Source organism: Paradesulfitobacterium aromaticivorans, from assembly GCF_054657415.1.
The window spans coordinates 50,813-74,684 of the sequence record NZ_BAAHYT010000010.1 but is presented as its reverse complement, the minus strand read 5'-3'; the positions used below and the strand labels follow the sequence as shown (position 1 = coordinate 74,684).

Genomic DNA, 23,872 nt, shown 5'->3' with positions numbered 1-23,872 from the left:
GATTAATTTCCCCGCCAGTTACCAAACTGCACCTAGAAAGGGAGGATTGGCATTATTGTTATTGCAGTCTTTAATTAACGGGTTGCTACTGGGCGGGATATACTCGGTGATCGGTGTTGGTTTTTCACTGGTCTACGGAGTAATGTCCATTATTAACCTAGCTCATGGGTCTTTCATAATGATCGGGTCTTATATAGCACTTACCCTGTTTGAAAAGTTTCATATAGACCCTTTCTTGGCTATTATTCCAAGCATGATGATTATGTTTGTACTGGGATATGGCCTACAGTACTTTGTGCTTAACCGGGTTATTAAGTATGGTCTGACCATGATTGTGGTCCTTACATTTGGTTTAGACTTAGTATTAATCAACATAGTGCTGCTTATATGGTCACCGGAATACCGACTGGTGTCGCCATCATATTCCGGCATGAGCCTACAGATTGGAAATATTACCATCCCTTACATTGGCCTGGCTATTTTCGGTATATCGGTGGTGCTTACCATCGCTACTTACCTGTTTCTAAACCGCACTCGCTACGGAAAGGCTGTCAGGGCAACATCCTTGCACAAAGAAGCGGCGCAGTTGGCTGGAGTTGAGATCTCGCGTATCTACTCCATAACCTTTGCTTTGAGCGCCGCCCTTGCTGGGGCTGCCGGGGCCATGTTCAGCACAGTGTTCAGCATTACCCCATTCATGGGTGCCCCTTTTCTAGGTAAGGCCTTTGCAATAGCTGTATTGGGAGGGCTAGGAAATGTCACGGGAGCTGTTTACGGTGGGCTTATCCTCGGGGTGGCGGAGGCACTAGGTGCCGCTCTGCTGGGACCGGAATACCAGCAGATTGTGGGCTACGTGTTGCTCCTGGTAGTACTCATTGTAATGCCTCAAGGCTTGATGGGAAGGCGGTATTTTACGTGAAACGGCCAATTATTATCAGTCTTATTTTCCTTATGATGCTGATACTACTGCCTTTAATTGTACAGGGTTACTGGCTGCGAGTGCTGACAAATATGTTTATGTACGCTATCTTGGCTGAAAGTGTAAACATCATTGCCGGCTATGCCGGTTATTTAGCACTGGGGAATGTCGTTTTTTTTGGCACTGGAGCTTATCTTGCTGCCGTTCTGATGGCCAAGGTGGGGTTATCAATGCCAGTGGCATTATTTTTAGCGGGACTAGGATGTGCCGCATACGCCGTAATAATCGGAATCCCGATCTTGCGACTGAATGGTCGATACTTTCTGATGGCTACAATCGCTTTGTTGGAGCTTACCCGGGAGATTGTTACCAGGCTCCGGATCACGGGCGGTGGCATGGGCATAAATTTACCGGTATTCTCGGGCACCCCTGATTTTGTTTATGCCCTTTTCTACTATCTAATGTTGGGAGTACTTGTACTATCTGTGGTAACCCTTTGGATAGTGGGGCGTAGCCGGTTTGGATTCGGTCTTAGGGCAATAAAATTTGACGAAGAAGCAGCGGCGGTAATGGGTGTGCCCACAGTAAGGTATAAGATTGCGGCCTGGGCGATCAGTGCTTTTTATACTGGCTTGGCCGGGGCTGTATTTGCTAACTGGATGACATTCATTGAGGCGCCCTCGGTGTTTTCTATATCCATGTCCATAAAGATGTTCTTAATGTATATTTTCGGCGGGGCTGGAACGTTGTTTGGCCCAATCATCGGGGCATTTTCTATTGACCTTTTATCGGAATTAATCTGGGAGAAATATAATGACCTGCACTACCTTATCCTGGGTCTCGTGATTATCGCAGTAGTCGTGTTCATACCCCAGGGGCTTGCCAACCTGAAGCCGCAATTTAAGATGCCGAGCAAATTTATAGGAATAAAAAGGAGACCAGCTGTGCAGTCACCTGAGGATGACTAAAAATGCTAGCAGGGGCATGGACAGGAGGTCAAAGTAAAGGGGTCGGAGAATATTGCCTAACATCCTTGAAGCAAAGGGTTTAAATGTTCAATTTGGTGGCTTGGATGCTATCAAGAACCTGGATTTTGAAGTCCCCAGGGGAGAAGTTTTCGGTCTGATAGGGCCTAATGGAGCTGGAAAAACCACAATTCTGAATTGTATCAGTGGAACGTGTCTTCTATCTGCGGGAGAGGTGCTTTTTGAGAAGATACGCATTTCCGGTTTGAAGCCCAATGCTATAGCACGCCTTGGTATCGGCAGGACCTTCCAAATTGTTAAACCCTTTTCCGGTCTAACTGTACGAGAGAACGTTGCTATTGGGGCGCTTTTTGGCCGGAAACGGGAAGCCCAGGGGAATTTGAGTCAGGCACTGGAAATTGCCGACAACACATTGGAAAGTTTAGGGATGTCTAGTAAGAGATATTACAATGTAAGCCAGCTTACGATTGCTGACCGCAAGCGGTTGGAGGTGGCCAGGGCACTAGCAATGCGCCCAAGTTTACTGCTGCTAGACGAGGTTATGGCCGGTCTAAACCCTAAGGAAGTAGAATTAATGATGGACATGGTCAGGGAAATTAACGCCAGAGGCGTCACGGTACTGATGATCGAGCATGTAATGAAGGCAATCATGGGTATTTGCCACCGCATTTTAGTACTGCGGAACGGTCGTAGGATTGCTGTTGGCGTTCCTGCGGAGGTGGTCACGGATGAGGAAGTAATCAAGGCATATTTAGGAGAAAGGTGGGTAGCTAACATATCGGGGAAAAAATCAGCTAGCGGGAATTGAATTCAGTAGTTTACTTGGGGGGGAAGACGATGGCAAAACCGTTGTTAAAAATAGAAGGGTTGGTTGCCGGATACAGTGATCTCATGGTGATGTGGGATATTGACCTAGAAGTGGGGGAAGGCGAAACTGTGGTCATGGTAGGTGCTAACGGGGCAGGTAAGACTACCCTGTTAAATGCCATCTCGGGGCTAGGTCGGGTCAAGTCAGGCAGTATCTCTTTCCAGGGTGAAACGGTCACTAACATGTCCCCTAGTGAGCGGGTACGCAAGGGCATATTGCAGGTACCGGAGGGCAGGAAATTGTTTCCGGGAATGACTGTTCACGAGAACTTTGAAATGGGTGCCTTCCTAAGACGTGACTCGGAATCGATAGAACAGGACATGAAATGGGTTTATGAATTGTTTTCAGGAATAGAGCAACGACGTAATCAACTTGCTGGAACTTTAAGCGGTGGCGAACAGCAAATGGTAGCTATCGGTCGTGCGCTGATGGGCAAACCTAAACTACTGCTTATTGATGAGTTTTCCTTGGGACTAGCACCTGTTATGGTAGATCGCCTAGTAGAAATAATTAGGCGAATCAAAAATGAAACCGACATTGGGGTTTTACTGGTTGAGCAGGACGTCCATCTGGGACTAGAAATTTCCGATCGCGCTTATGTGTTGGAGACAGGACGAATTACTATGGAAGGCATAGCAGATGACCTTCTGAAAAATGAAAACATAAAAGATGCATTTTTAGGGATTTAAAATTTTAATCTGCCTCCATACAACGGAAAGGTGGCTGATAAATATTTTTATAACTGTGAACGGAATACTAAGGCCTGCGGGAGAAGACCCCCAAAAAAGGTTGATTGATTTTTTGCGTAACGACCTGGGGATTACCGGTACCAAGGAAGGTTGCGGGAAAGGACATTGTGGTACTTGCACAATAATTATCGACGGTAGGTTGCGCCGGGCCTGTAAGGTTACTGTTGGCGAAACTGTGGGTAGGCATGTTTTAACCATCGAAGGGCTCGGTACTCCGGAAAACCCTCATTCTATCCAACGGGCTTTTATCGAATCGGGCGCTGTGCAGTGTGGATTTTGCACTCCCGGGATGATTATGGCAGCGAAGGCGTTGCTGGATGTTAATCCCCACCCTTCTAAGGCAGAAATCCTACGCGGACTACAAGGGCAACTCTGTAGGTGTACAGGATATGTAAAAATTATTGATGCAGTCTTACTGGCGTCTGAATACATTAGTGACGATCCTGTTCGTGTGAATAATAGAGAACATCGGCCGGGATGCGCAATTCGCCCTGATGCATTAGCAAAGGTTACGGGTACCGCAATTTACGGGGCAGACCTAGTATTTTCGGGCACAGTTCATCTCAAAGCAGTACGCAGTCCTTATTCTTATGCTAGGATAGTCAGAGTTGACTCCTCGGTTGCCTTGGAAGTACCCGGTGCACTGGCAATATATACTGCCGCTGATATTCCAGGTGTCAACCGCTATAAGCGGCAGCGGGATGATCAGCCGGTTCTGGCGGAGGAAATAGTACGATTTCGGGGAGAGCCAGTGGCGGTGGTGGTGGCTGAAACAGAGGCTGTTGCTAATGAGGTGGCCCGGGTAGTTAAAGTTGATTATGAGGTTCTGAATCCGTTGCTAGATCCGCTGGCGGCATTGGCCGAAGATGCGCCGATTCATCATCCGGGGGGTAATGTAATGGCCACGCAACGCCTGGAACGGGGCGATGTTCAAGAGGGCTTGGCGATGGCAGATCTGGTGATTGAGGAAACCTACAGTACCTCGTTTAACGAGCACGCTTACTTAGAGCCCGAGGCAGGCATTTCCTACTTGGATGGCGAGGGCTGCATTGTGGTTTACGGCCCCACCCAGGCGGCTCACCACGACCAACGGGAAATTGCTAAGGTGCTAGGTCTTCCTATAGAAAAAGTGCGTATGAGTCAGAGTGTAATCGGAGGAGGTTTTGGTGGAAAGATAGATATGTCCGTACAGTGCTTCGTCGCTCTAGCCACTCATCGGCTCCGCAGACCGGCCAGGATGGTATATACTAGGGAGGAGTCCTTCCTGGCCACAACCAAACGGCATCCTTTTACAATTACCTGTAGGACTGGATGTAGCAGTGATGGACTTTTAATGGCGTTGGAAATGGATGTCCTGGTCGATACCGGGGCATACGCCTCTGCCGGCCCGGGTGTTCTGAGCAGGGCAGTGCTGACCGCGACTGGACCTTACCGTATTCCTCACGTGCGTGTGTATGGCCGTTCGGTATACACCAATAATCCTGTGGCTGGCGCTATGCGGGGCTATGGTGGTCCGCAGGTTGCCTTTGCCTTAGAGTCCCAAATAGATATCATGGCACGCCGCTTGAACATTGATCCCATTGATTTCCGCCGACGCAATGGATATAAGGGTGGAGACGTGACGGCAAGCAGCCAGGTTTTGGGCGCAGATGTAGGTTTTAAGGAAACCCTTGATGCTGTGGAGGGCTGGCGAGGCAAGACGCAGTTTCGGGAAGATACGCCGCGTATCCTGCGAGGGCGCGGGGTGGCCTCCATGTGGTTTGGCATAGGACGCACCAACTCGCCCAATGTCTGCGAGGCCGAAATCGCCCTTACTGCAGAAGGGCAAATTATGGTTTTTGTAGGCGCTACAGAGATGGGCCAGGGATGTACCACGGTAATGGGCCAAATCGCCGCTAGGGCTCTGAACCAGGACTTAAAAAGGGTGACGGTGACTACTGGGGATTCTTTGCTCACACCTGATGCTGACACAACTAGCGCCAGCAGGCAGACTTACATGTCAGGCCAGGCTGTGGTTGCGGTAGCGCGAGAAATAGAGACGAAGTTGCTGAAAAGTGCGGGCAAGGAGCTGGGGATGCCAACGGATGAACTAGTGCTGGTGGAAGGCGCTGTTGAGGCTAGGGCGGATAGAAACATCAGAGTGGAGTTCAAAACACTGGTCCAGGGTGGAGAAATCCGCAGGCGCAATCGCTACGAATCGACCGCGACCCGCCGCAGTGAGTCCTCTGATGCAACCGTTCCCTATGAGATATATACTTACGGCACAGAGATGGTTGAGGTGGCCGTGGACATCGAAACAGGCAAGGTAACTGTGGAAAGGGTCGTAGCTGCGCATGATTGCGGTTTCACTATAAATCGTGATGCTGCCGAAGGTCAGGTTGAAGGAGGGGTGGCAATGGGAATAGGGTTTGCCCTTACGGAGAACTTCCTTCCCGGTCTTACGGAGAACTTCCGTAATTACCATATTCCGTCCATCAGCGAAACCCCGGAAATTATCAGCCTATTTGTAACCGGGTCAGAACCGAATGGGCCTTTTGGGGCCAAGGGTCTCGGAGAATGTGCCTCAGTGGCTCTAGCTCCGGCTATCACCAACGCTATATTCGATGCCTGTGGCTACCGCCCCACTGAGCTACCAGTATCCCGGAAGGACTTGCGTGATTTTTTAGCGAGGGGAGCGAACACAGGTGCAGAAACCATATCTGCCCGAAATAATACCGGAAAATGACCTTGCCATGTTCAGAAAGGGACGCATGGGCGGGCGTGTTATGCCCGCTAGCGCGCCAGCTATACTGGTGGTGGATATGACTAGGGGCTTCGTGGAAGATGAATTTCCCATGGGTTGTAGTTCCACCGGCTTACCGGCGGCGATAGCTATCCGCGAGGTCCTGGACGTCGCACGCCCCTTGCATGTACCAGTTTTTTTCACCCGTGGTTTCCCCGGAGGTGGCCTACTGGAAGATGGGGCCTGGGAAGATAAAAGGGTTTCCCTTAAGCCCGGGACACTAGATCCAATGATAACAGAGGAGGCTCACACTATTGTGTCCGTGCTCACACCTGTCCCGGGAGAGGTGGTAATTACTAAAGCCAAGCCCAGTGCTTTTTTCGGTACCCAGCTCATCAGCATGCTAGTGTATAAAAAGATTGATACGCTGATTGTAACCGGGATGGTTACTTCCGGTTGTGTTCGGGCCACCGTGGTAGATGCCTTTTCCTATAATTTCAAAGTGTTGGTCCCTATTGAGTGCGTGGCTGACAGAGGTCGAGTCTCCCACGAGGTGGCGCTTTTTGACATGGATCAAAAGTATGCTAATATCTGTGCAAAGCAGGAAGTGGTTGACTACCTGCGTAAGTCAGTGAAATAAACTAAATTAATGGTATTTGGGGGTCTCCAATAGACGTAGCTTAGACATTACACGGATGGTATGCCCCTAGGCATGGATTCTTCGGCTTTTCTAATGGTAGAAGTAACGGGTATTCCCTACGGAAAAATAATTGCAGCGGCGCTATCTCAGCCTTATAAAGCGAGAGTTGAAAAAGAAATACCTGTTTAACAATGATGTAAGTGGGGGGATATCATGAAAGTTTCCTCGATTCAGTTCGAAATTAAGGATACCGAAACTAAGCATGATCGCTTAAAAAGAATGGGAGAATTGATTGATGCTTGTCGTGGCGCCAATCTGATTGTTCTTCCTGAGATTTGGAATACCGGCTATTTTAATTTTGGCCGTTATTTGGAGGAGAGTGAGACAAAAGTCGGGGAAACTTCCACTTTCCTCTCGGAAAAGGCCAAAGAATTAAATGCCTATTTAATGGCTGGCAGCTGGGTAGAAAAGGATAATGGCAAATTATACAATACGAGTTTTTTGTATAACCCCAAAGGTGAGTTAATTGCTACTTATCGTAAAATTCACTTGTTTGGCTTCGGTTCAGATGAGACCAAGATCTTAACCAGAGGAAATCAAGTGGTTACCGTACCCACGGAATTTGGAATTTTGGGGCTGGCCACGTGCTATGATTTGAGGTTTCCGGAAGTGTTCCGCAAAATGCTGGATCAAGGGGTTGAGTTTATTCTTGTCTCTGCCGCGTGGCCTTATCCCCGGCTCGATCATTGGCGGGAACTCAATCACGTACGGGCGCTTGAAAATGAATGTTATCTTATCTCTTCTAACTGTGCAGGGGTTACGAACGGCAAACAGTTTTTGGGACACAGCATGATCGTAGATCCATGGGGGACCCCCATGGCGGCTGCAGGTGATCATGAAAGTATTATCTCGGCAGACATTGACTCTAAAATAGTAAAGCAAGTACGTGAAATATTTCCACCGGTTAAAGACAGAGTAATATTTGACTGAAACCTAGACGAAAGTTTTCCTAGTAGCAAAAGCTATTGCAAAATCTCAAATAGTTAAAGGGATGCCTTGGGCAATCCCTTTAACTATTTTCTTAGTTGCTATCACTAATGTCTGAAAGAGGTACCTAAAGTTTCGCACCCCATGAGTTGTTGTTTTTTACGCACTTTCTGTTAGCCTACTCTCCTCATAAATGAAGTTTCGTTGCCGTTTAGCTCACTTTTTCAATGTTTTGGAGCTGATTATTTAAGAAAGAGTTCTCGAAAAGCTCTTTTAAGTACTGATATTCAACAGAATTCTTAAATTCCAAAATATCCACAAAACCCGACTTAGCGATACCTGTGATCCACCTGCAGCAATTCCTCAAATAATTCCCAGAGCCGTTCAGCCAGGTTTTTCTCGATAAGTTCGTCTTTGATCGCGGCAAACAGACCATCAATGGATTCATAAGCGTTTACTCGGCGAAAATAAGCCAGAAGAATATAGAGAAGATAACAGGTTGTGATATGGGCAATCTGGGCATCAAAATCTCTCGATTGACACCCCCCCAACTTTAGGTGCTGTTTGGCTTCCTTGAAAAACACTTCAATGGTCCAACGGACGGAGTAAAGCTCCATCATGCTCAAGAACCCAAGGGATATATCCGTTGAAAGAAACAACCTCCATTTCTTCTGGTAAGGAAACCGGCAAAAAAACAGTTTGACTTTCCCTATCCCTTCATAATCGACGACAACTTCGAAGTAACGAGTATTCCGCTTACGGCAACGTTTTTCCTCCCCCTCCGTTTTTAAGACCGCGAGCAATTTATGGGCAGCTAAGGAATCTCCTTTGTAGGTATACTTTCGCTTATCCTGACGAATTCCGCAGATCACATGCATCGGTTTTTTACCTAATCCTCGAACCGTTTGAATAAACTCGTGGCTACTAAACCAACTGTCAACAAGCACGTAATTGGCCCGAAATCCCTGTTTGACGGCCCGTTTCAGCATGTTGAGACCGTTCGTAATTTTGCTGACCCGGCATTCCCGGATACGTTTCGCCCCGGAGGATTGGGGATGCCGCTCTTTTTTATACTGGTCTTTGCGGTGCCTTGCCTTTTTTAGTGGCTTTTCCGTATGTAGACTGAAATCCAGGGGATTAAAGCTTTTGCCGTCGAACAAACCGAGGGTCAGGTTCTTAAAACCCAACTTGTTACCTTTTTTTCCTGCGACATGGTCATGTACCATAGAGATCTGTTCAATTCTTCGGCCTGTCTTAGCTTGACTTGTATCGTCCAGAATAAAGGCGGATTTGTCTGCGATTTCTTTCGTAGGATTCACCAAGTATTGAAACTGTTTGGCCATAACCAGCAGCAACGCTCTCCACGGCATTTTCTCATTATTTTTCAAGCGATAGAATGCATCTTTTTTCATAGCGGTGACCTTTTGGAACTCGCTTTTATAGAAGGAGTTGATACTTTTCAGGAGCATCAGGGGGAGCATTAGCATGAGCATAATAATTTCAGAAGCAGTATAGCCCTCCTGCTTTTGAAAGCCAACTTGGCGGCATAGTGTTTTGAGCTTGAAGGTTTTCATGACATCAAATATAATAGTGTCAATCGAATAGCCATGATTTTGGAGGACGTTTTCAATTTCTTTGACAGGTTTCCGCATGATAACACCTCGTTTTTGGTTGATTTGGGTTGACACTTAATTATACCAAAAACCCAGTGTTCATGCGGATTTTCTTTGTTTTATTGGCCTATTTTGGACCAAGACTTCAGCTGTTTATTGGGTGCGAAACTTCAAAGGTACATTCAAAGGTTTAAGGATATTTATAAAAATTAATTTTTTCTTGCTTCATAATTGAAAAAAATTTATAATTATTTTGTATCTAGCAAAGAAGGTGGAATCATGTGGCAATACTTGTCGGAAAGCTCGGTATGTGGCTTTATAGAAATAGATTCTCAATACAAGGTAAAATTAGTGAATAAATATGCCCAACAAATTCTTGGGTGTGATGACGAAGCCGCAGTTATAGGACAAGATATTGAAGCAATAATCTCATGGCCTGAGTTGCTTGAAGTGGTACGCACCGGTGAACCTGAGTACGGAAAGAAGACTGTCGTAGGGACAAATTACATTATAGCTGATTATATACCATGGTCTAAAAACAATGGCCGAGGGGGAGTTGCAATTTTCCAGGCCTTTCAGGGAGATGCGTCGCAAGAGCGCGACTATTTCCGCGGCATGTATCGGGAACTGCAAGCGATCATGGATTCTTCGTATGATGGTTTTTTAATAACTGACGGAGATGGAAGGATTCTGCAGGTAAACAAAGCATATGAGAGGATAAGGGGCCTTAATCAGGAACAGGTTGTAGGTAAAAGCTTTAATGAGTTAATTCAGGAGGGCCTATATACTTTCTCAATTGTTGATGAAGTGATCAGAGAGAAAAATACCGTAAGTACGATTCTGTCTCCGATTCAAAATCATTTGCTTTTTACAGCTAGCCCTATTTTTGATGAGCATAAGAATGTAGCCAGGATTGTAATTAATGTCAGGGATATGAGTGAACTGACCAAACTTAGATTTCAGCTTGAAACGGCAAAAGAACAAACGAGTCGTTACCGTAGTGAGTTAGATGAATTGCGAGCTCAGAATTTACGCACAGACGGAATTGTTGGAAATTCTCAGGCCATGCAGAAGGTATGGGAAGTTTCGTGGCAAGTAGCTAAGGTGGATTCCACGGTTCTGATTACGGGAGAATCAGGGGTGGGTAAAGAAATTGTTGCTAAAGTTATTCATAACCAAAGCGACCGCCACAAAGAACCTTTTATCAAAGTAAATTGTGGAGCAATCCCCGAGACTCTTATGGAATCAGAGTTATTTGGATATGAGCCCGGAGCCTTTACCGGAGCGGTTAAGGGTGGTAAGCCTGGTTTATTTGAGCTTGCAGATAAAGGCACAATTTTCCTGGATGAAATCGGTGATCTTTCTTTGCCATTGCAGGTTAAGCTGCTGCGAGTTTTGCAGGAAAAGGAAATCATGCGGGTGGGTGGTGTGCGATCGAGGCGCTTGAATGTTCGTATACTAGCTGCAACAAATCGTGACCTGGAGCAAATGGTTAAGGAAGGGATTTTCCGTGAGGACTTATTCTTTAGGCTGAATGTCGTTCCCATTCATGTGCCCACATTGCGGGAACGGACAGAGGATATAATGCCTTTATTGCATTATTTTCGAGATTTCTTCAATCACAAATACCGTTTAAAAAAAGAATTTGCCTCAGATGTTAATGAAGTTTTCCTCGATTACCCCTGGCCAGGCAATATAAGAGAGCTTGAGAATATTGTTGAACGGTTAATGGTCACCACGACCAGTGACTTAATTACAGAACAGAATATTCCACCTAAATTTACAGGTAAGAAATCTAATGGACCGTACATCAAAGTTAAAGGAATTCTACCTTTGCAAGTGGTTCTGGATGAGGCTGAGCGCCAGTTGATTAATGAAGCAATGGCTCGCTACAAAAGTCCGGAGAAAGTTGCCGAAATCTTAGGTATCAATCGTGCGACTGTCTTCCGCAAACTTAAAAAAATCAAGCAACAGGAATTATCAGTTGACCCGGCTAAATGATGCCGGGCTTCTTTTTAGTCTAACTAATCGCAAAAAAGCGACAAATAGATTTTTAGCATTTAGTTATTATTGTTCGAAGTGTTTGAAGAAGGAACTGCTGAGGCGATTTCCAGGCTGTTTTTCAGCTAATCAGAAAGTACAAATTTCTGGACGCATAAGTGCAATTAAGCCTTCCGCCTGCGCCTTAAAGCTAACAAGTGCGTTAGCCCTTCACGGCTAAAGGGAGCAAGCCAAGTTTTCTTTAGCATGTGCATAATTTATAGCATTTGTTTACGATTTTGGCACGTTTTTTGCTATAAATTCTCGTATGGAGATAGAGGAGGGATAATGGAGTATGGGGTCAACCTTGGCCGAAAAGATCTTGGCTAAAGCATCTGGAAAGCAAGCCGTGAGTCCCGGAGAAATCGTTCAAGCCGATATTGATTTAGCGATGATGCACGATACCACAGGCCCGCAGGCTGTAGCCGCTTTAACGGAGATTGGAGCTCCAGGTGTCTGGGATAGAACTAAAGTAATTGTGATACTGGATCACTTAGTACCGGCACCACACAGCAATGCTGCCCAATTGCAGAGAACCATGCGGGATTTTGCTAAGCGTGAACAAATTTCTAATTACTATGACATTAATGCCGGCGTCTGTCATCAGGTACTGGTAGAAAAAGGGCACGTTCAGCCAGGGCAAATCATAGTCGGGACAGATTCTCATACGTGTACGGCAGGGGCCATGGGAGCTTTTGCAATGGGTATTGGTTCCACAGAAATGGCGGCTGTACTGGCGACCGGGAAACTGTGGTTTCGCGTACCGGCAACCATTAAGGTAGAAGTAACAGGAGAGTTGCCCCCGATAGTTAGCGCGAAAGACTTAATCCTGGAAATCATTGGACGTTTGGGAGTTGAAGGGGCAAACTACAAAGCTGTTGAGTTCACGGGATCAACTATTTCCAAGCTAAGCATCGGGGAGCGTATGACGCTCTGTAACATGGTCATCGAAATGGGTGGAAAAGCGGGTATGGTTGCAGCTGATTCGGTTACCTTAAACTATTTGGCTGAACGAGGAATTACCCTGGTTAGTACATTAATTCCCGATGAAGATGCGAATTACGAATCCGTTCTTAAGATAGAGGCTGTCGAGTTGCGACCGGTTATTGCACATCCATTTAGTGTGGATTATGTTCATCCTATTAACCATGAGGAAAAAATTAAAATAAATCAGGCGCTACTTGGTACCTGTACCAATGGACGGTTGTCGGATTTACATGAAGCGGCTGCCCTAATGCGTGGTAAAAGAATTAATTCCGGAGTGCGACTGTTAGTTGTTCCTGCTTCCTGGGAAGTTTATAGGGCAGCTATGTTGGACGGAACCCTAGATGTATTCATTCAAGCGGGGGCGATAATCGTTAATCCTGGTTGTGGTCCTTGTTGCGGCGGTCATGAAGGATTAATTGCTCCCGGTGAAGTGTGCATTTCTACCTCTAACCGCAATTTCGTTGGGCGTATGGGCAAGGATGGCAAAGTATACCTGGCATCACCGGCTGTGGTTGCGGCCAGTGCCTTAACCGGAGAGATAACAGATCCCAGAGAGCTTTTAGTCAAGGTTATATAAGGGAAGAGGGGAACAAAATGCAAAAGCTTAGTGGGAGATTATGGTTGCTTGGGGACAATATTGATACAGATGTTATTTTACCAGGCCCTTATTTGCCGCTGCTTAATCCGTATGATCTCGCAGCGCATGCTTTAGAAGGCTTAAATATTAGTTTTGCTGACAACGTGAAGGCCGGTGATATGATTGTCGCCGGACGCAATTTTGGGTGTGGCTCCAGCCGGGAACAAGCACCGGTGGCCTTAAAATATGCAGGCGTCAGTGTAATCATTGCGGAATCATTCTCGCGTATTTTTTATCGCAATGCCATGAGTATTGGTTTGTCGGTCCTTACGTGCCCGGGCCTGGCTGCAGCGGTTCAAAATGGGGAACAGTTGATAGTGGACCTTGCTGCCGGGAATGTAATGCAGGTGAATAGTGGACAAAATTGGCAAGCCGATAAATTCCCGGAATTTTTACTAGAAATTTTAAGTGAAGGGGGGCTTGTGCCGCATTTGAAGAAACAATTTCAAAGCGGTACCCACAATGCCGGGATTAGATAGTATTATTGGAACGATTGCAGCGGCTACCTATGAAGTCGAAGCACCGGGAAAAGTCTCACTCGAATACGGACCAATCAGTATGCACCTTCAGGCCGAAATGCATGGGCAACCCTTTACAGCCGCAGCCTTGGAAGGGGCACAGGAAGCTGTAAATGTTCTTGATAATTTGGCTGTATATAAACACTTGGCCGCACAGTTAATCCAATCTGTGCAGGCTTCCCAGGATTACCCTCCTGTTCTCAACCGCTTAATCATGGCGGCTCGAGCGACAAGGGAACCAACAGTAACGCCGATGATTGCGGTCGCGGGAACAATTGCTGAGGTCGTTGCGGAAAGCATGATCGAACGCACCGGTGCAACCACAGTAATTATTAATAACGGCGGAGATATTGCAGTGAAGGTTGAAGATCATCGTTTATTACGAGTGGGTGTTGCCCTTGACATAATCACGAAAAAAGTCACTCATTTTATTCCGGTCTCAAGAGAATCAGGGATTGCCGGGATTTGTACCAGCGGTTTAGGGGGACGCAGTTTCACCAAAGGGGTGGCAACAGCAGCAGTCGCGATCGGGCCTTCAGCGAGTATTGCCGATGCCTGTGCTACTTTGATCGGGAATGCCACTCTGATCAATGATCCGGAAGTGGAACAGGAACTGGCGGAAAAGATTGACCCGCTGACTGATATTCGTGGGCAAAGAGTTACAACCTATGTGGGTCAACTTAAACCAGAATCAGTCGACAAGGCTTTAAGACAGGGAATTGCCAAGGGGAGAGAATTTATTGAACTTGGACTTCTGCATGGGGTAATTGTAGTTGTCCAAGACAAAATGATGATGTTTCCAGAAGGGATTGCTGTCTCACGGTAATGATTTCTTTAAGTTAGAGTGGAGGTGTACCGATGCAAAAGGAATTAGCGAATATTATATGTTGCTAGGTGAATTATTAGCGATCATATCCGGAGTTTGCTTCTCTCTCAGCATTATGATCGCCCAACGCGGGATGAGAGAAGCAAGTGCCTCCGCCGGGGTAACCATAGGGTTATTCTTTAATAATATAGTGTACGGTCTCTTTATTTTAGTGATATTCGGAAAAACAGGGTTGCCGCCGATCGCTCCCTTAGGGGTACTATTTGCTGTTATCGGAGGAGTGTTCGGCAATATTATCGGCCGCACCCTTAATTATCAGGCGGTCCGTCGTATTGGCTCAGCGCGGGCAATCTCGTTTTCCCTGGTTCAAACACTCTTTTCCTTTTTCTTTAGTGTCTTAATTCTCAGGGAAAGTCTGGATTTTTGGTCTGTTTTCGGCATGGGTCTCATGGTTGGCGGCGTTTATTGGTTGTCTGTTGAGCAAGTAAAAAGGGAAAGCATGAGTAATCTTTCCCCCTCTGGTAATATTGCGGGCAATAAGCGCATGTCCTTAGGGGTAGTATTCGCTTTGTTTGCAGGTTTGGCATACAGTGGGGCTGATTTAACACGCAAAATGAGTGTCTTGATCTTACCTTCGGCGGTTTTGACTTCAGCCTTGGGCGGTTTGGCAGCCCTCTTTTTACAAATAATCATCGTTAGCTCACGCCAAGGCTGGGGTGAAATTAAAACCCTAAAGAGAACAACGTTAGGGCAACTGGCAGCCAGTGGAACCATTGGCGGGCTTGCAGTTTTCTCCCTGAATTCAGCTTTAAGTTACGCTCCGGTTGTAATCGTCAATTCTCTTTATAATATAAGGGTGTGGATTCCGATTATTTTAGGGCCGTTGCTGTTAGGGAGGGAAGGTAAAGTAAGCAGGACAGTTGCTGCTAGTACATTATTAATTTTAACCGGGACATTAATTATCATAATTAAGTAGCAGCTGCGATTTTAGTACCCGGACGACGGCGCAATCCCAAACCTGCCATTGTGGGGAGTCGCCCGGCGTATTCCACGCGCCATGTGGCGAGGAGTTGCCAAGGGTGATATAATGAAGAGGAATAATCTGTATGGGGATTTAATGTGTGAAAACCTTGATGAACGAGTTATCAGTCGGAGTGATGACGGTGGGAGACAAGCATGACATTGACAATGAGGCTCTAATGAAGGATGCATTATCCGCAGCGAAGCAATATTCGCTGGAGTTGAGGGAGAAGGAAGAAGCCAGGCTCTGGCAAGACATTGAAGTTCCCCTGACCATGGAAAAGGCTTTGCTGGGACTGACTAAAACGGAACTGGATGATCTTCGCCAAACTTGGCAATTTTCCGGCCTCAGTGCCTTGAAAAAACAGGACTTGCTCTATGAGTTACTACGGCGCATGTCGCAAGACTTGGAGTCGTTTTTTCCATTGCTGGATCGTGAACGCTATGACTTGATGCAGGATATCTCGGCCAAGGGTGGCTTGATCGCGACCGACGATTTAGATTCCGATAAAGTGAACTACTGGAGAAAACGAGGTCTGATCTTTTCCGGTTTGTACCAGGGACAGCGAATTCTCACCATGCCGGAGGAGGTGTCGGTGGTTTTTCAGGCGGTTGACGGTCCGGAACTCAGGCGAATTGTTGAACGCAACACAGAATGGATCAACATCAGCCATGGGTTGTTGTTTTACTACGGAGTTCTTTCCGTCGACCAATTGACAGGGATGATCAAGAATCTGTGCGGCTCAAAGCCGGACCACGGGGAACTTCTTCTGCTTCTCACCGAGGCTTCGCGCTACTATGACCGTATCCGCTATCATGAGTACTTAGGATTTGCAGATTTTCGAGTCTTTGATCCTGAGAGGGTTGTTCGGGAGCAGAATGCGCGTCCATCCATCGATTATTACCCGTTTACGAAAAAGCAACTGTTAAAAATCAGCTCGCCGGACTATGTTGAGCGGACCTCCGCCTATCAGCGGTTAGCTGATTCCATTTTGGCTAACTTTGACGTTTCCCGGCAAGAAGTTGATCGAATCATAGCGGATTGCGCCACCATGGTAAATTTCGTTGAAAGGCCTACTGAGGTCGTGGAGTATTTTGCCTCTCAGTTCGAATCTCCGTCCTTCGATGTCCTTCAACAGATGATAAATGCCCTGATGGAGTTCATGAACTCGACGCGGCAATGGATTCTCAAAGGGCATGCGCCGTCAGAAATCCGTCGGGAAGAGGAGAAATTTCTGCGGCCGCTTCCTCAGAAATCGTTTATTCCTCAGTTTGCCCAAGGGGCGGGAGATGTGATTGATTTCCGCACCCGGACAAAGGTTGGCCGCAATGATCCTTGTCCTTGTGGCAGCGGCAAGAAATTTAAGCGGTGCTGTGGAAAGATATGAACAAAGACAAAGGCAGGAAGTTCGGGAGTGGTTGACGGAGTGAGAGATGTGAACTTCTGGCGCGTGTTGCCATTGTTAGAATTGGAGTCAAGCTCCTCCGGTGAAGGCCGAAGGAGCTTCGGTTTTTCATGAGATCAATGTTTGGGTGTGGAAGGATTTGCATGATTGCCCCTCGGTGGGAGGTAGACGAGAGACACTGAGGAAATTTTTCAGGTGAAAAAACGCTCCTTCGGCTAATGAAAACCGATGGAGCGTTTTTATGGTTTCGAGTGCAGGCATCGGAAACATATCCATGGTGGCAATAGAATGTCTGAAATGGGTGGTATGATGCAGGTTGAGAGTAGAGCAGTCCACACAGTCTGTTGGTACACCCAAATATTCAAAAAACGATGACAAATTTATTGGATTAAAAAAGATTTTTGATATGGATCAAGAAAAAGATCAATATTTGGGTATCGAAGGCAAATTGAGCCTTCATGTACGGAACAGGTTTATGGAAATTGCTGCGGGACGTGTTCTCACGGGCAAGGAGGCTGCGAAATGAAGCTGTATTCCCCACAACGTTTCAAAGAGAAGTTCATCAAAGCCTTAGCGCGCGGTAAAAGGCTTCTGGGGGATATACCTCTTTCGGACAAGGAATATCAGGCTTTGTTGCCCATAGCCTCTAACAAGATTAAAGTTATGCGGTATAGCGGTTTGTCTCTACAGGCGGATCTTGTGCTGGCTGTAGCTTTGGTACGCATCGGAATGCACGCATACAGAGACGGGAATTTTTGGGGGATGCTGGAAGAAACACTGGGGCTTAAGATCAGTACTTCCCAGAGCCAGCATCTGGGACAGGTCTTTTTGAATACACTGCGAACGCATAACCTGTTTGTTTGGGAAGGGTCCAAGGCCAACAAGAGTCGATATGTGACAAACATCATGATTCATGGCATCGTCCCGGACGACTACTTGGAGGATTTTTTTGACTTTGTATTTGCTTTCTTTGATTTGAACCTAAAGCGCGACGCTTCTGGAAAATTCGGGACCGACCTAGCGTATATGATGAGTTTCATTGCCGACTCCTTGAATAACAACACTTTAAGCGAACAGGTCAGTTTTACTGATGGCAAGACAGTCAGTGTTTATCGTTTGCGCAAGGCCACAAAAATAGCTTTCACACAATTTGAACGCCGAACTAAAGCAATTTTGCGCACGACACTTGGTGCGTGCTGCGCAAGCAGGTGTTCAGACCACTAGAGATCCAACAGCACAGTTTTCAAGGTCGATTGCTTTGGTAGCGAGGTGGTTATGCGTATTTGATACTTGATAACTGAGCCCCGTATCCTTTATAATGAGGTTAACAAATATTGCCAATGAGGATGGTGGAACCATTGGATAGTATCACGTCTGAACATATCACCCGATTAGTTAATCAAATTCGCGCAGCGACTCCTGCAACCGCTATTATTCTGTTTGGTTCCCAGGCTAAAGGTACGGCAACTAAAGAAAGTGATATTGATGTTTGCGTTATTACGCGAGAGACTGCAAAAAGAAAGTTAATCATTACGCGTGAAATTAGAAAATCGATAGCCTCCGCCATTTCATTGCCCGTTGATATTCTTGTATATCAAGAAAATGAATTTGTAGAAAGAGCCCTCTTACCGACCACCTTAGAGTTCAAGATTGAACGAGAAGGGATAAAAGTCTATGAACAATAAGCTTGTGGCCCAAGAGTGGTTTACCTTCGCAGCAGCAGACTTGCAATCTGCTCTCTTCTTGTTAAAGATGCATCCGGCCCCATTTGAGATTATTTGCTACCACTGTCAGCAGTAGGCCGAAAAATACCTCAAAGGATTTATTGCCTTGAATGGTGGCGAACTGCTAAAGACCCATGACCTTCTCATTCTCAATCATCAGTGCCGTTTGTATATCACCCGTGTATCAGGTTTAGAGGATGATTGTATTAGTTTAACCGATTATGGGGTTCAAGTTAGATATCCCTTTCATTTTGATGTCACCGAGGAGGATACAAGGCAGGCAATCGAGAGCGCCAAGCGGATTAAAAACTTCGTATTAGAAAATGCCGAGTAAAGTGTCAAAAGGCGAAGGGAAGCTTTACGTGGCTGTAAGCATCAAACTGTACTCGCCCGGCGCTATCCCCGGGTTTATAGAATAATCTTCCTCAAAACACGAAGTGAGGAAGATTTTTTTGAGCCCAACTTCATGATGCCATTCGCGAGTTGAAAGCCACCGGGGTCACGATCCTACTGGCTACACATTACATGGCAGAAGCAGAATCTCTATGCGACCGTATGGCCATCATAATGCGCGGACGTATCGCTGCGACTGAAACTCCAGCGCAGATTACATCCGCAGGACAGGCAGAAACGCGAATTACACTGCGTACGAAGAGAAACTGCCTGCTGCCAGGGGGAGATATAGGCAGTGCCCGTTTCCTAAAGCAAGCGGAGAATTACGGTATATGGTTTTGCCGTGACACAGCTACAACGGTTATGGGACTTTTGCAAGAAATACAACAAAAATAGACATCCGTGAACGCGGCACTCTTATGACGTATTAGGTCATAGAGACAAGGCTGAATCTCTCTACGAGGGTAAATTCCCATTGTCTGTGATGGTAATTATGGATCCGAGTTGCGTTGGCGCAAGATGGAGCCATTGGCCAAGGGTGTAGCTTTACTGACAGAAACTCTTGTTGAACAAATTTCCGAGTTTATGCATTTCGTAGAGACCTTGAGTGATTCCTTGGTCCTCTGAAAATCACTTCTAGGGCATTGCGCCTTTGTTTTCAACGGGCGCGGGACTACGCGCGTGAATTTGATCTGACGGATGAAGAGATTGAACGGTACGAATCACTCCAAGACCATCCTAAAAATTTATTTCAGAGAATTTCGCGTAAGAGCAGGAAAACCGATAAATAAGGAGAATAATTCTGTATAGGACAATCAACTTTGTTCGGGTAAAATTTTTAACCCATGCTTAATTTAATACTTGGAATAAAGGCCATGGAGGTCAAGACCCAAAGAAATGGGTCACTCCTTGGTCTTTTATTGTTTCTTAAGGGTATTGATTGAGTGTTTTTGAGTAGCAAACATCTGAACAGGAGACTTATTTGGAGGAGGAGAATGATTATGTGTGAAGCTAATGCTTATCTCAAAGAGGGAGAAGAAGAAGTGTTATTGATGGAAGGGGTAGATGTGATTGAGCCTTATGAAGACGGACTCAAGCTGGTTGATATCTTTGGCAAACAAAAGTTTGTCAAAGCCAAAATAAAAGATATGACCTTGTTAAACCACCGCATCATTTTAGAGGAAACGACTGCTGAGGACGGTCTGCAGAGATAGCACGTTTGGACAGGGAGGACAAACGCATTCCGAACGAGAAGCGTTAAGCAAGTGCAGACGGACATTATATTTTCAGATAAGTTTTCAGAGGAGTGAAGGAGGAGAAAGTTATGCACATACCTGACGGGTATCTAAGCCCGCAAACTAATGTTGTTCTGGGAGCAGCCAGCGCCCTGGCTGTGGCAGTCGCTGCCGCCAAAACCGCGCGCACGGTTAAGGCCAAGTACATCCCCCTTCTGTCGATCGGGGCAGCATTTGCCTTCACGATACAGATGTTCAATATTCCGGTGCCGGACGGGACGACTGCTCATGCCGTGGGTGGGACCTTGCTCACAATTCTCCTCGGTCCGTGGGCCGCGATGATTTCTATTGCGGTAGCGTTAACTCTCCAGGCTCTCTTTTTCGGGGATGGGGGAATTTTGGCCTTAGGGGCAAACATTTTTAACATGGGTGTTATTCTACCATTTGTAAGTTATGCTGTGTATCGGGTGGCAGCAGGAGGCAGTGCGCTCACGTCGAAGCGGCGTCTGGCGGCTGCCGCAATTGCCGGGTATATTGGGATCACGGCGGCGGCAGCCATCGCGGGGGTTGAGTTCGGTTTGCAGCCGCTCCTGTTTCACACGGCCAACGGTACCCCGCTTTACAGCCCCTACGGGCTAAATGTAGCCGTGCCGGCGATGCTATTCGCTCATTTGACAATCGCGGGTCCGGTAGAAGCTATTGTTACCGCCATGGTCATTGCTTATTTACAGCGTTCTAATTCTGCTCTGCTCGCAGGGGAGAGTAAAGAAAGAACATCAGGTACTGTGCGCTGGAGAAGGATCGTTGCCGCTTTTGCGATTCTGGTGGCGCTCACACCCCTCGGGTTGTTAGCAAAAGGGACAGCATGGGGAGAGTGGAGCGGGGAAGAGATACAGGCCGTCACCGGTTTTATCCCGGCAGGGATGCAAAGATTCAGCAGCTTTTGGCAGCATACTCTCTTGCCCGATTACGCTATTGCCGGATATGGTCAAACATTTTGGCAGCAAACTCTTGGTTACCTCATTTCCGCTCTTGCCGGTCTGGCTTTAATAGCAATAGCAACCTTTATCATACAACGCATTATGCGCAAAGGAGGAGACCGCGATGGATCTGCCCCTTTGGCTCCAAGAAAATAACCCCGGTTTTCAGAAGCCAAAACTAAATCCGGAATTAGATCCTGCCAAATCGGGAATTACAAAATTCAGGCCCCGCCGCAAGCGGGGCTTTATTCAAAAGACACTGGAAGAGATCGTACGCGTTCTCAGGGATTCTTTCTTCTCAGAAGAACTGGCATTAAGCCCTGGGTTTCTTCAGTCTTTAGACCCACGCGTAAAAATCCTGGCTTTAGTTGTCTTGCTGCTTTCGAACAACCTTATTAGTCATCCGGGTCTACTCTGGGGCAGCTATCTCGTCTTGTTAGCCTTGGCCGCTTGGTCAGGTGTAGGGTTGGGTCCACTTTTGAAACGGGTGTGGCTGGTGGTGCCGCTCTTTTCCGGGATCATGGTTTTACCCGCTATCTTTAACTGGGTGCGCCCGGGAGACCCTCTGTTTACTATCTTTGCTGCGGATCAGCCCTGGCACGTGGGATTCTTGCATTTTCCGGCTGTGTTGGCTGTTACCAAACAGGGCGTGAACGGAGCGGTTTTGCTTGTGAGCCGGGTGGGGATCTCGGTAACTTTAGCCTTTATTGTGACCTTGACCACCCGCTGGACGGACTTGCTTAAGGCCTTGCGTTCTTTTTTCGTACCGCGGATTTTCGTCACGACTCTGGAGATGACTTACCGTTATATTTTCGTACTCATAACGATCTTGGAAGAGATGTTCCTGGCCCGCAAGGCGAGGGATGCCGGGCGATCATCCACGTCTGAACAGCGCCGTTTCATCGCTTCGGCGATGGCCGCTTTGTTTGCCCGCTCTTTGCACATGAGTGAGGAAGTGTATGCGGCCATGACTGCGCGCGGCTACAGCGGGGAAGTCTATACCATGCATCGTTTCCGGCTGCGCATGCTTGACTGGTTCTTTACCCTCTTTGTGCTTTTAACTTCTTTGACCTTCTATGTTGCAGACAAAGTATTGAGATGAATGAAAAATACATGCACTCGAACATCGAATATCGAATATCGAATATCGATTAAGGGGGGAGTAGAAAATGAAGGATGCTTTGCAGCAAGACCTAGAGCCGATTTTTGACTTGAATAATGTTTCCTACTCATATATTCAGAATCAGCTTGTGCTTAACAATGTTAATCTGCAGATTATTGCAGGGGAAAGCTTAGTCATTCTCGGGGCCAATGGGAGCGGGAAATCAACGCTCCTTAAAATGCTGTGCGGACTTATTTATCCGACTTCTGGGCAGATTCTGGCTTTTGGGCGAGAGCTAACAGAGAAAACCCTGCAGGAACCAAATTTCCTTAAGGAATTTAGGCAGAGCGTGGGATTTATCTTTCAAAATTCTGAGGCCCAGCTTTTCTCTACTACAGTCTGGGATGAGCTGGCTTTCGCACCGTTGCAGGCAGGTTTGCCCGCGGCAGAAGTCAGAGAGCGCGTGAAAGATACGGCAGCTTTAGTGGGGATACAAAACTTGCTCAACCGATCCCCTCACCGCTTAAGCGGCGGAGAGAAGAAAAAAGTGGCCTTGGCCTGTGTGCTCACCGTCAACCCGGGGGTTTTGTTCTTGGATGAACCGACAAATGGGCTTGATCCGCGCACCCAGTTCTGGCTGGTGGAATTTCTCATTGCTTTGCGTGAGGCGGGCAAGACCGTGATTACGGCGACTCATGACCTGTCGATTGTCGAGGATATCGCCCAGAGGGTAGTCATTTTCAGTGAAGATCATACAGTGGCTGCTGACGGGCAGCCGTTGGAGCTTTTGCCCAATCGGAGGCTGCTATTAGAACTGAATTTGATTCATGAACGCTCGCATTTTCATGTAGGTGGGTCCCGGCACCACGGGTAGCGCCATAGAACTTCAACTGTGTGCAGAATTACCGCATCCGCATGAAGGAACTCTGCTTGAGGTGCTGCATCCACAACTCAAGACGAGATTGGAGGGTCTAAGATGCCGCCACATTCACGGCTTAATACAGAGAAAAAGATAGTCCAGGCTATGATTTCGCTCTACTGTAAAAAGAACCATGGTACGGTCGAAGGGTTGTGTACGGAGTGCCAGGAATTGCTGAACTATGCACATAAACGCGTGGGAAACTGTAAATTCGGGGAGGATAAGCCTACCTGCGCCAAGTGCACTGTGCACTGCTACAAACCGGACATGCGCGAACGGATTAAGAAAGTTATGAGGTTCTCCGGGCCGAGAATGCTTTACACTCATCCCTTAATCGCGATCAGGCACTTGTGGGACGGACGCAAGCGCACAGGATCGTGAACTTATCTGACAAAGGCGCTTTATCAGCTTAAATGAACCAAACAGAAAATCATTGTGCTCATGTATTAAAAGACCGGTCGGCTGCAGACTAATGCAGTCAGGCTGGTCTTTCTTATCACTTCAATGTCCTCCAAACAGATCAGCAATTGGCATTCGCAAAACTGAGCTTTATTTTATAATTTGGCACTTGACAATAAGACTAATTTAGTAAATACTTTAC

Annotated in this window: 22 protein-coding genes and 2 pseudogenes; 23 read left to right on the top strand and 1 reads right to left on the bottom strand. The window is 46.8% G+C overall.

The genetic code is table 11. The annotated features are described in order from the left end of the window. Window positions 1-55: 55 nt before the first annotated feature. The 7 genes from ACYQ2N_RS05675 (at window position 56) to ACYQ2N_RS05645 (ending at window position 7,874) form a co-directional block, all read left to right on the top strand. Complete coding sequence (locus ACYQ2N_RS05675; protein ID WP_459998072.1) at window positions 56-919, top strand: branched-chain amino acid ABC transporter permease; 864 nt, start codon at window positions 56-58, stop codon at window positions 917-919. Continuing rightward, window positions 916-1,887, top strand: a complete 972-nt coding sequence (locus ACYQ2N_RS05670) for a branched-chain amino acid ABC transporter permease (protein WP_459998071.1) — start codon at window positions 916-918, stop codon at window positions 1,885-1,887. Before ACYQ2N_RS05675 ends, ACYQ2N_RS05670 begins: the two co-directional genes overlap by 4 nt. 52 nt (window positions 1,888-1,939) lie before the next feature. Beyond that, window positions 1,940-2,713, top strand: a complete 774-nt coding sequence (locus ACYQ2N_RS05665; RefSeq protein ID WP_459998069.1) for an ABC transporter ATP-binding protein — start codon at window positions 1,940-1,942, stop codon at window positions 2,711-2,713. Window positions 2,714-2,742: 29 nt separating this feature from the next. Further along, window positions 2,743-3,462: an ABC transporter ATP-binding protein gene (locus tag ACYQ2N_RS05660; protein WP_459998068.1), complete on the top strand. Its 720-nt coding sequence runs from the start codon at window positions 2,743-2,745 to the stop codon at window positions 3,460-3,462. A gap of 55 nt (window positions 3,463-3,517) precedes the next feature. After that, window positions 3,518-6,247, top strand: a complete 2,730-nt coding sequence (locus ACYQ2N_RS05655) for a molybdopterin-dependent oxidoreductase (protein ID WP_459998067.1) — start codon at window positions 3,518-3,520, stop codon at window positions 6,245-6,247. Next, the gene (locus tag ACYQ2N_RS05650; RefSeq protein WP_459998066.1) at window positions 6,207-6,884 is read left to right on the top strand and encodes an isochorismatase family protein; all 678 of its coding nucleotides are present in this window, start codon (window positions 6,207-6,209) and stop codon (window positions 6,882-6,884) included. The genes ACYQ2N_RS05655 and ACYQ2N_RS05650 overlap by 41 nt, the downstream gene beginning before the upstream one ends. A gap of 213 nt (window positions 6,885-7,097) precedes the next feature. Then, window positions 7,098-7,874, top strand: a complete 777-nt coding sequence (locus tag ACYQ2N_RS05645) for a carbon-nitrogen family hydrolase (protein WP_459998065.1) — start codon at window positions 7,098-7,100, stop codon at window positions 7,872-7,874. 208 nt (window positions 7,875-8,082) lie between these two features. On the opposite strand, the pseudogene ACYQ2N_RS05640 reads toward ACYQ2N_RS05645, so the two are convergent. Further along, a pseudogene (locus tag ACYQ2N_RS05640) lies at window positions 8,083-9,523 on the bottom strand (IS4 family transposase). A gap of 240 nt (window positions 9,524-9,763) precedes the next feature. Here ACYQ2N_RS05640 and ACYQ2N_RS05635 point away from each other — a divergent pair. From ACYQ2N_RS05635 to ACYQ2N_RS05560, 16 genes and pseudogenes are all read left to right on the top strand, one after another. After that, on the top strand, window positions 9,764-11,485 hold the full coding sequence (locus tag ACYQ2N_RS05635) for a sigma-54 interaction domain-containing protein (RefSeq protein WP_459998064.1): 1,722 nt from the start codon (window positions 9,764-9,766) through the stop codon (window positions 11,483-11,485). Between the two features lie 334 nt (window positions 11,486-11,819). Further along, window positions 11,820-13,088, top strand: coding sequence for a 3-isopropylmalate dehydratase large subunit (locus ACYQ2N_RS05630; protein ID WP_459998063.1), 1,269 nt, complete (start codon window positions 11,820-11,822; stop codon window positions 13,086-13,088). 17 nt (window positions 13,089-13,105) lie between these two features. Further along, window positions 13,106-13,627 (top strand): 3-isopropylmalate dehydratase small subunit, encoded by a 522-nt coding sequence (locus ACYQ2N_RS05625; RefSeq protein ID WP_459998062.1) that lies wholly within the window; start codon window positions 13,106-13,108, stop codon window positions 13,625-13,627. Further along, window positions 13,611-14,492, top strand: a complete 882-nt coding sequence (locus ACYQ2N_RS05620; RefSeq protein WP_459998061.1) for a UPF0280 family protein — start codon at window positions 13,611-13,613, stop codon at window positions 14,490-14,492. The genes ACYQ2N_RS05625 and ACYQ2N_RS05620 overlap by 17 nt, the downstream gene beginning before the upstream one ends. Window positions 14,493-14,550: 58 nt before the next feature. Further along, window positions 14,551-15,468: an EamA family transporter gene (locus ACYQ2N_RS05615; protein WP_459998060.1), complete on the top strand. Its 918-nt coding sequence runs from the start codon at window positions 14,551-14,553 to the stop codon at window positions 15,466-15,468. Window positions 15,469-15,613: 145 nt separating this feature from the next. Beyond that, the gene (locus ACYQ2N_RS05610) at window positions 15,614-16,900 is read left to right on the top strand and encodes a YecA family protein (RefSeq protein ID WP_459998059.1); all 1,287 of its coding nucleotides are present in this window, start codon (window positions 15,614-15,616) and stop codon (window positions 16,898-16,900) included. A 334-nt stretch (window positions 16,901-17,234) separates the two neighbouring features. Then, window positions 17,235-17,444, top strand: a complete 210-nt coding sequence (locus ACYQ2N_RS05605) for a hypothetical protein (protein ID WP_459998058.1) — start codon at window positions 17,235-17,237, stop codon at window positions 17,442-17,444. Then, entirely contained in the window at window positions 17,441-18,142 is a 702-nt protein-coding gene (locus ACYQ2N_RS05600) for a hypothetical protein (protein WP_459998057.1), read from the top strand. The genes ACYQ2N_RS05605 and ACYQ2N_RS05600 overlap by 4 nt, the downstream gene beginning before the upstream one ends. Before the next feature lie 134 nt (window positions 18,143-18,276). Next, on the top strand, window positions 18,277-18,603 hold the full coding sequence (locus tag ACYQ2N_RS05595) for a nucleotidyltransferase domain-containing protein (RefSeq protein ID WP_459998055.1): 327 nt from the start codon (window positions 18,277-18,279) through the stop codon (window positions 18,601-18,603). Between the two features lie 127 nt (window positions 18,604-18,730). Further along, a pseudogene (locus ACYQ2N_RS05590) lies at window positions 18,731-18,976 on the top strand (HEPN domain-containing protein); the annotation flags it as partial. A 149-nt stretch (window positions 18,977-19,125) separates the two neighbouring features. Then, window positions 19,126-19,431 carry a hypothetical protein gene (locus ACYQ2N_RS05585; RefSeq protein WP_459998054.1) on the top strand — a complete coding sequence of 102 codons (306 nt, stop codon included), beginning with the start codon at window positions 19,126-19,128 and terminating at the stop codon, window positions 19,429-19,431. Between the two features lie 605 nt (window positions 19,432-20,036). Beyond that, window positions 20,037-20,249 (top strand): CooT family nickel-binding protein, encoded by a 213-nt coding sequence (locus ACYQ2N_RS05580; RefSeq protein ID WP_459998053.1) that lies wholly within the window; start codon window positions 20,037-20,039, stop codon window positions 20,247-20,249. A 110-nt stretch (window positions 20,250-20,359) separates the two neighbouring features. Next, entirely contained in the window at window positions 20,360-21,406 is a 1,047-nt protein-coding gene (gene cbiM / locus ACYQ2N_RS05575; protein ID WP_459998052.1) for a cobalt transporter CbiM, read from the top strand. Next, complete coding sequence (cbiQ, locus tag ACYQ2N_RS05570; RefSeq protein WP_459998051.1) at window positions 21,375-22,352, top strand: cobalt ECF transporter T component CbiQ; 978 nt, start codon at window positions 21,375-21,377, stop codon at window positions 22,350-22,352. The genes cbiM and cbiQ overlap by 32 nt, the downstream gene beginning before the upstream one ends. Window positions 22,353-22,419: 67 nt before the next feature. Further along, on the top strand, window positions 22,420-23,226 hold the full coding sequence (locus ACYQ2N_RS05565; protein ID WP_459998050.1) for an energy-coupling factor ABC transporter ATP-binding protein: 807 nt from the start codon (window positions 22,420-22,422) through the stop codon (window positions 23,224-23,226). Window positions 23,227-23,328: 102 nt separating this feature from the next. Next, window positions 23,329-23,652 carry a nitrous oxide-stimulated promoter family protein gene (locus tag ACYQ2N_RS05560; protein ID WP_459998049.1) on the top strand — a complete coding sequence of 108 codons (324 nt, stop codon included), beginning with the start codon at window positions 23,329-23,331 and terminating at the stop codon, window positions 23,650-23,652. The last annotated feature ends 220 nt before the right edge of the window (window positions 23,653-23,872 follow it).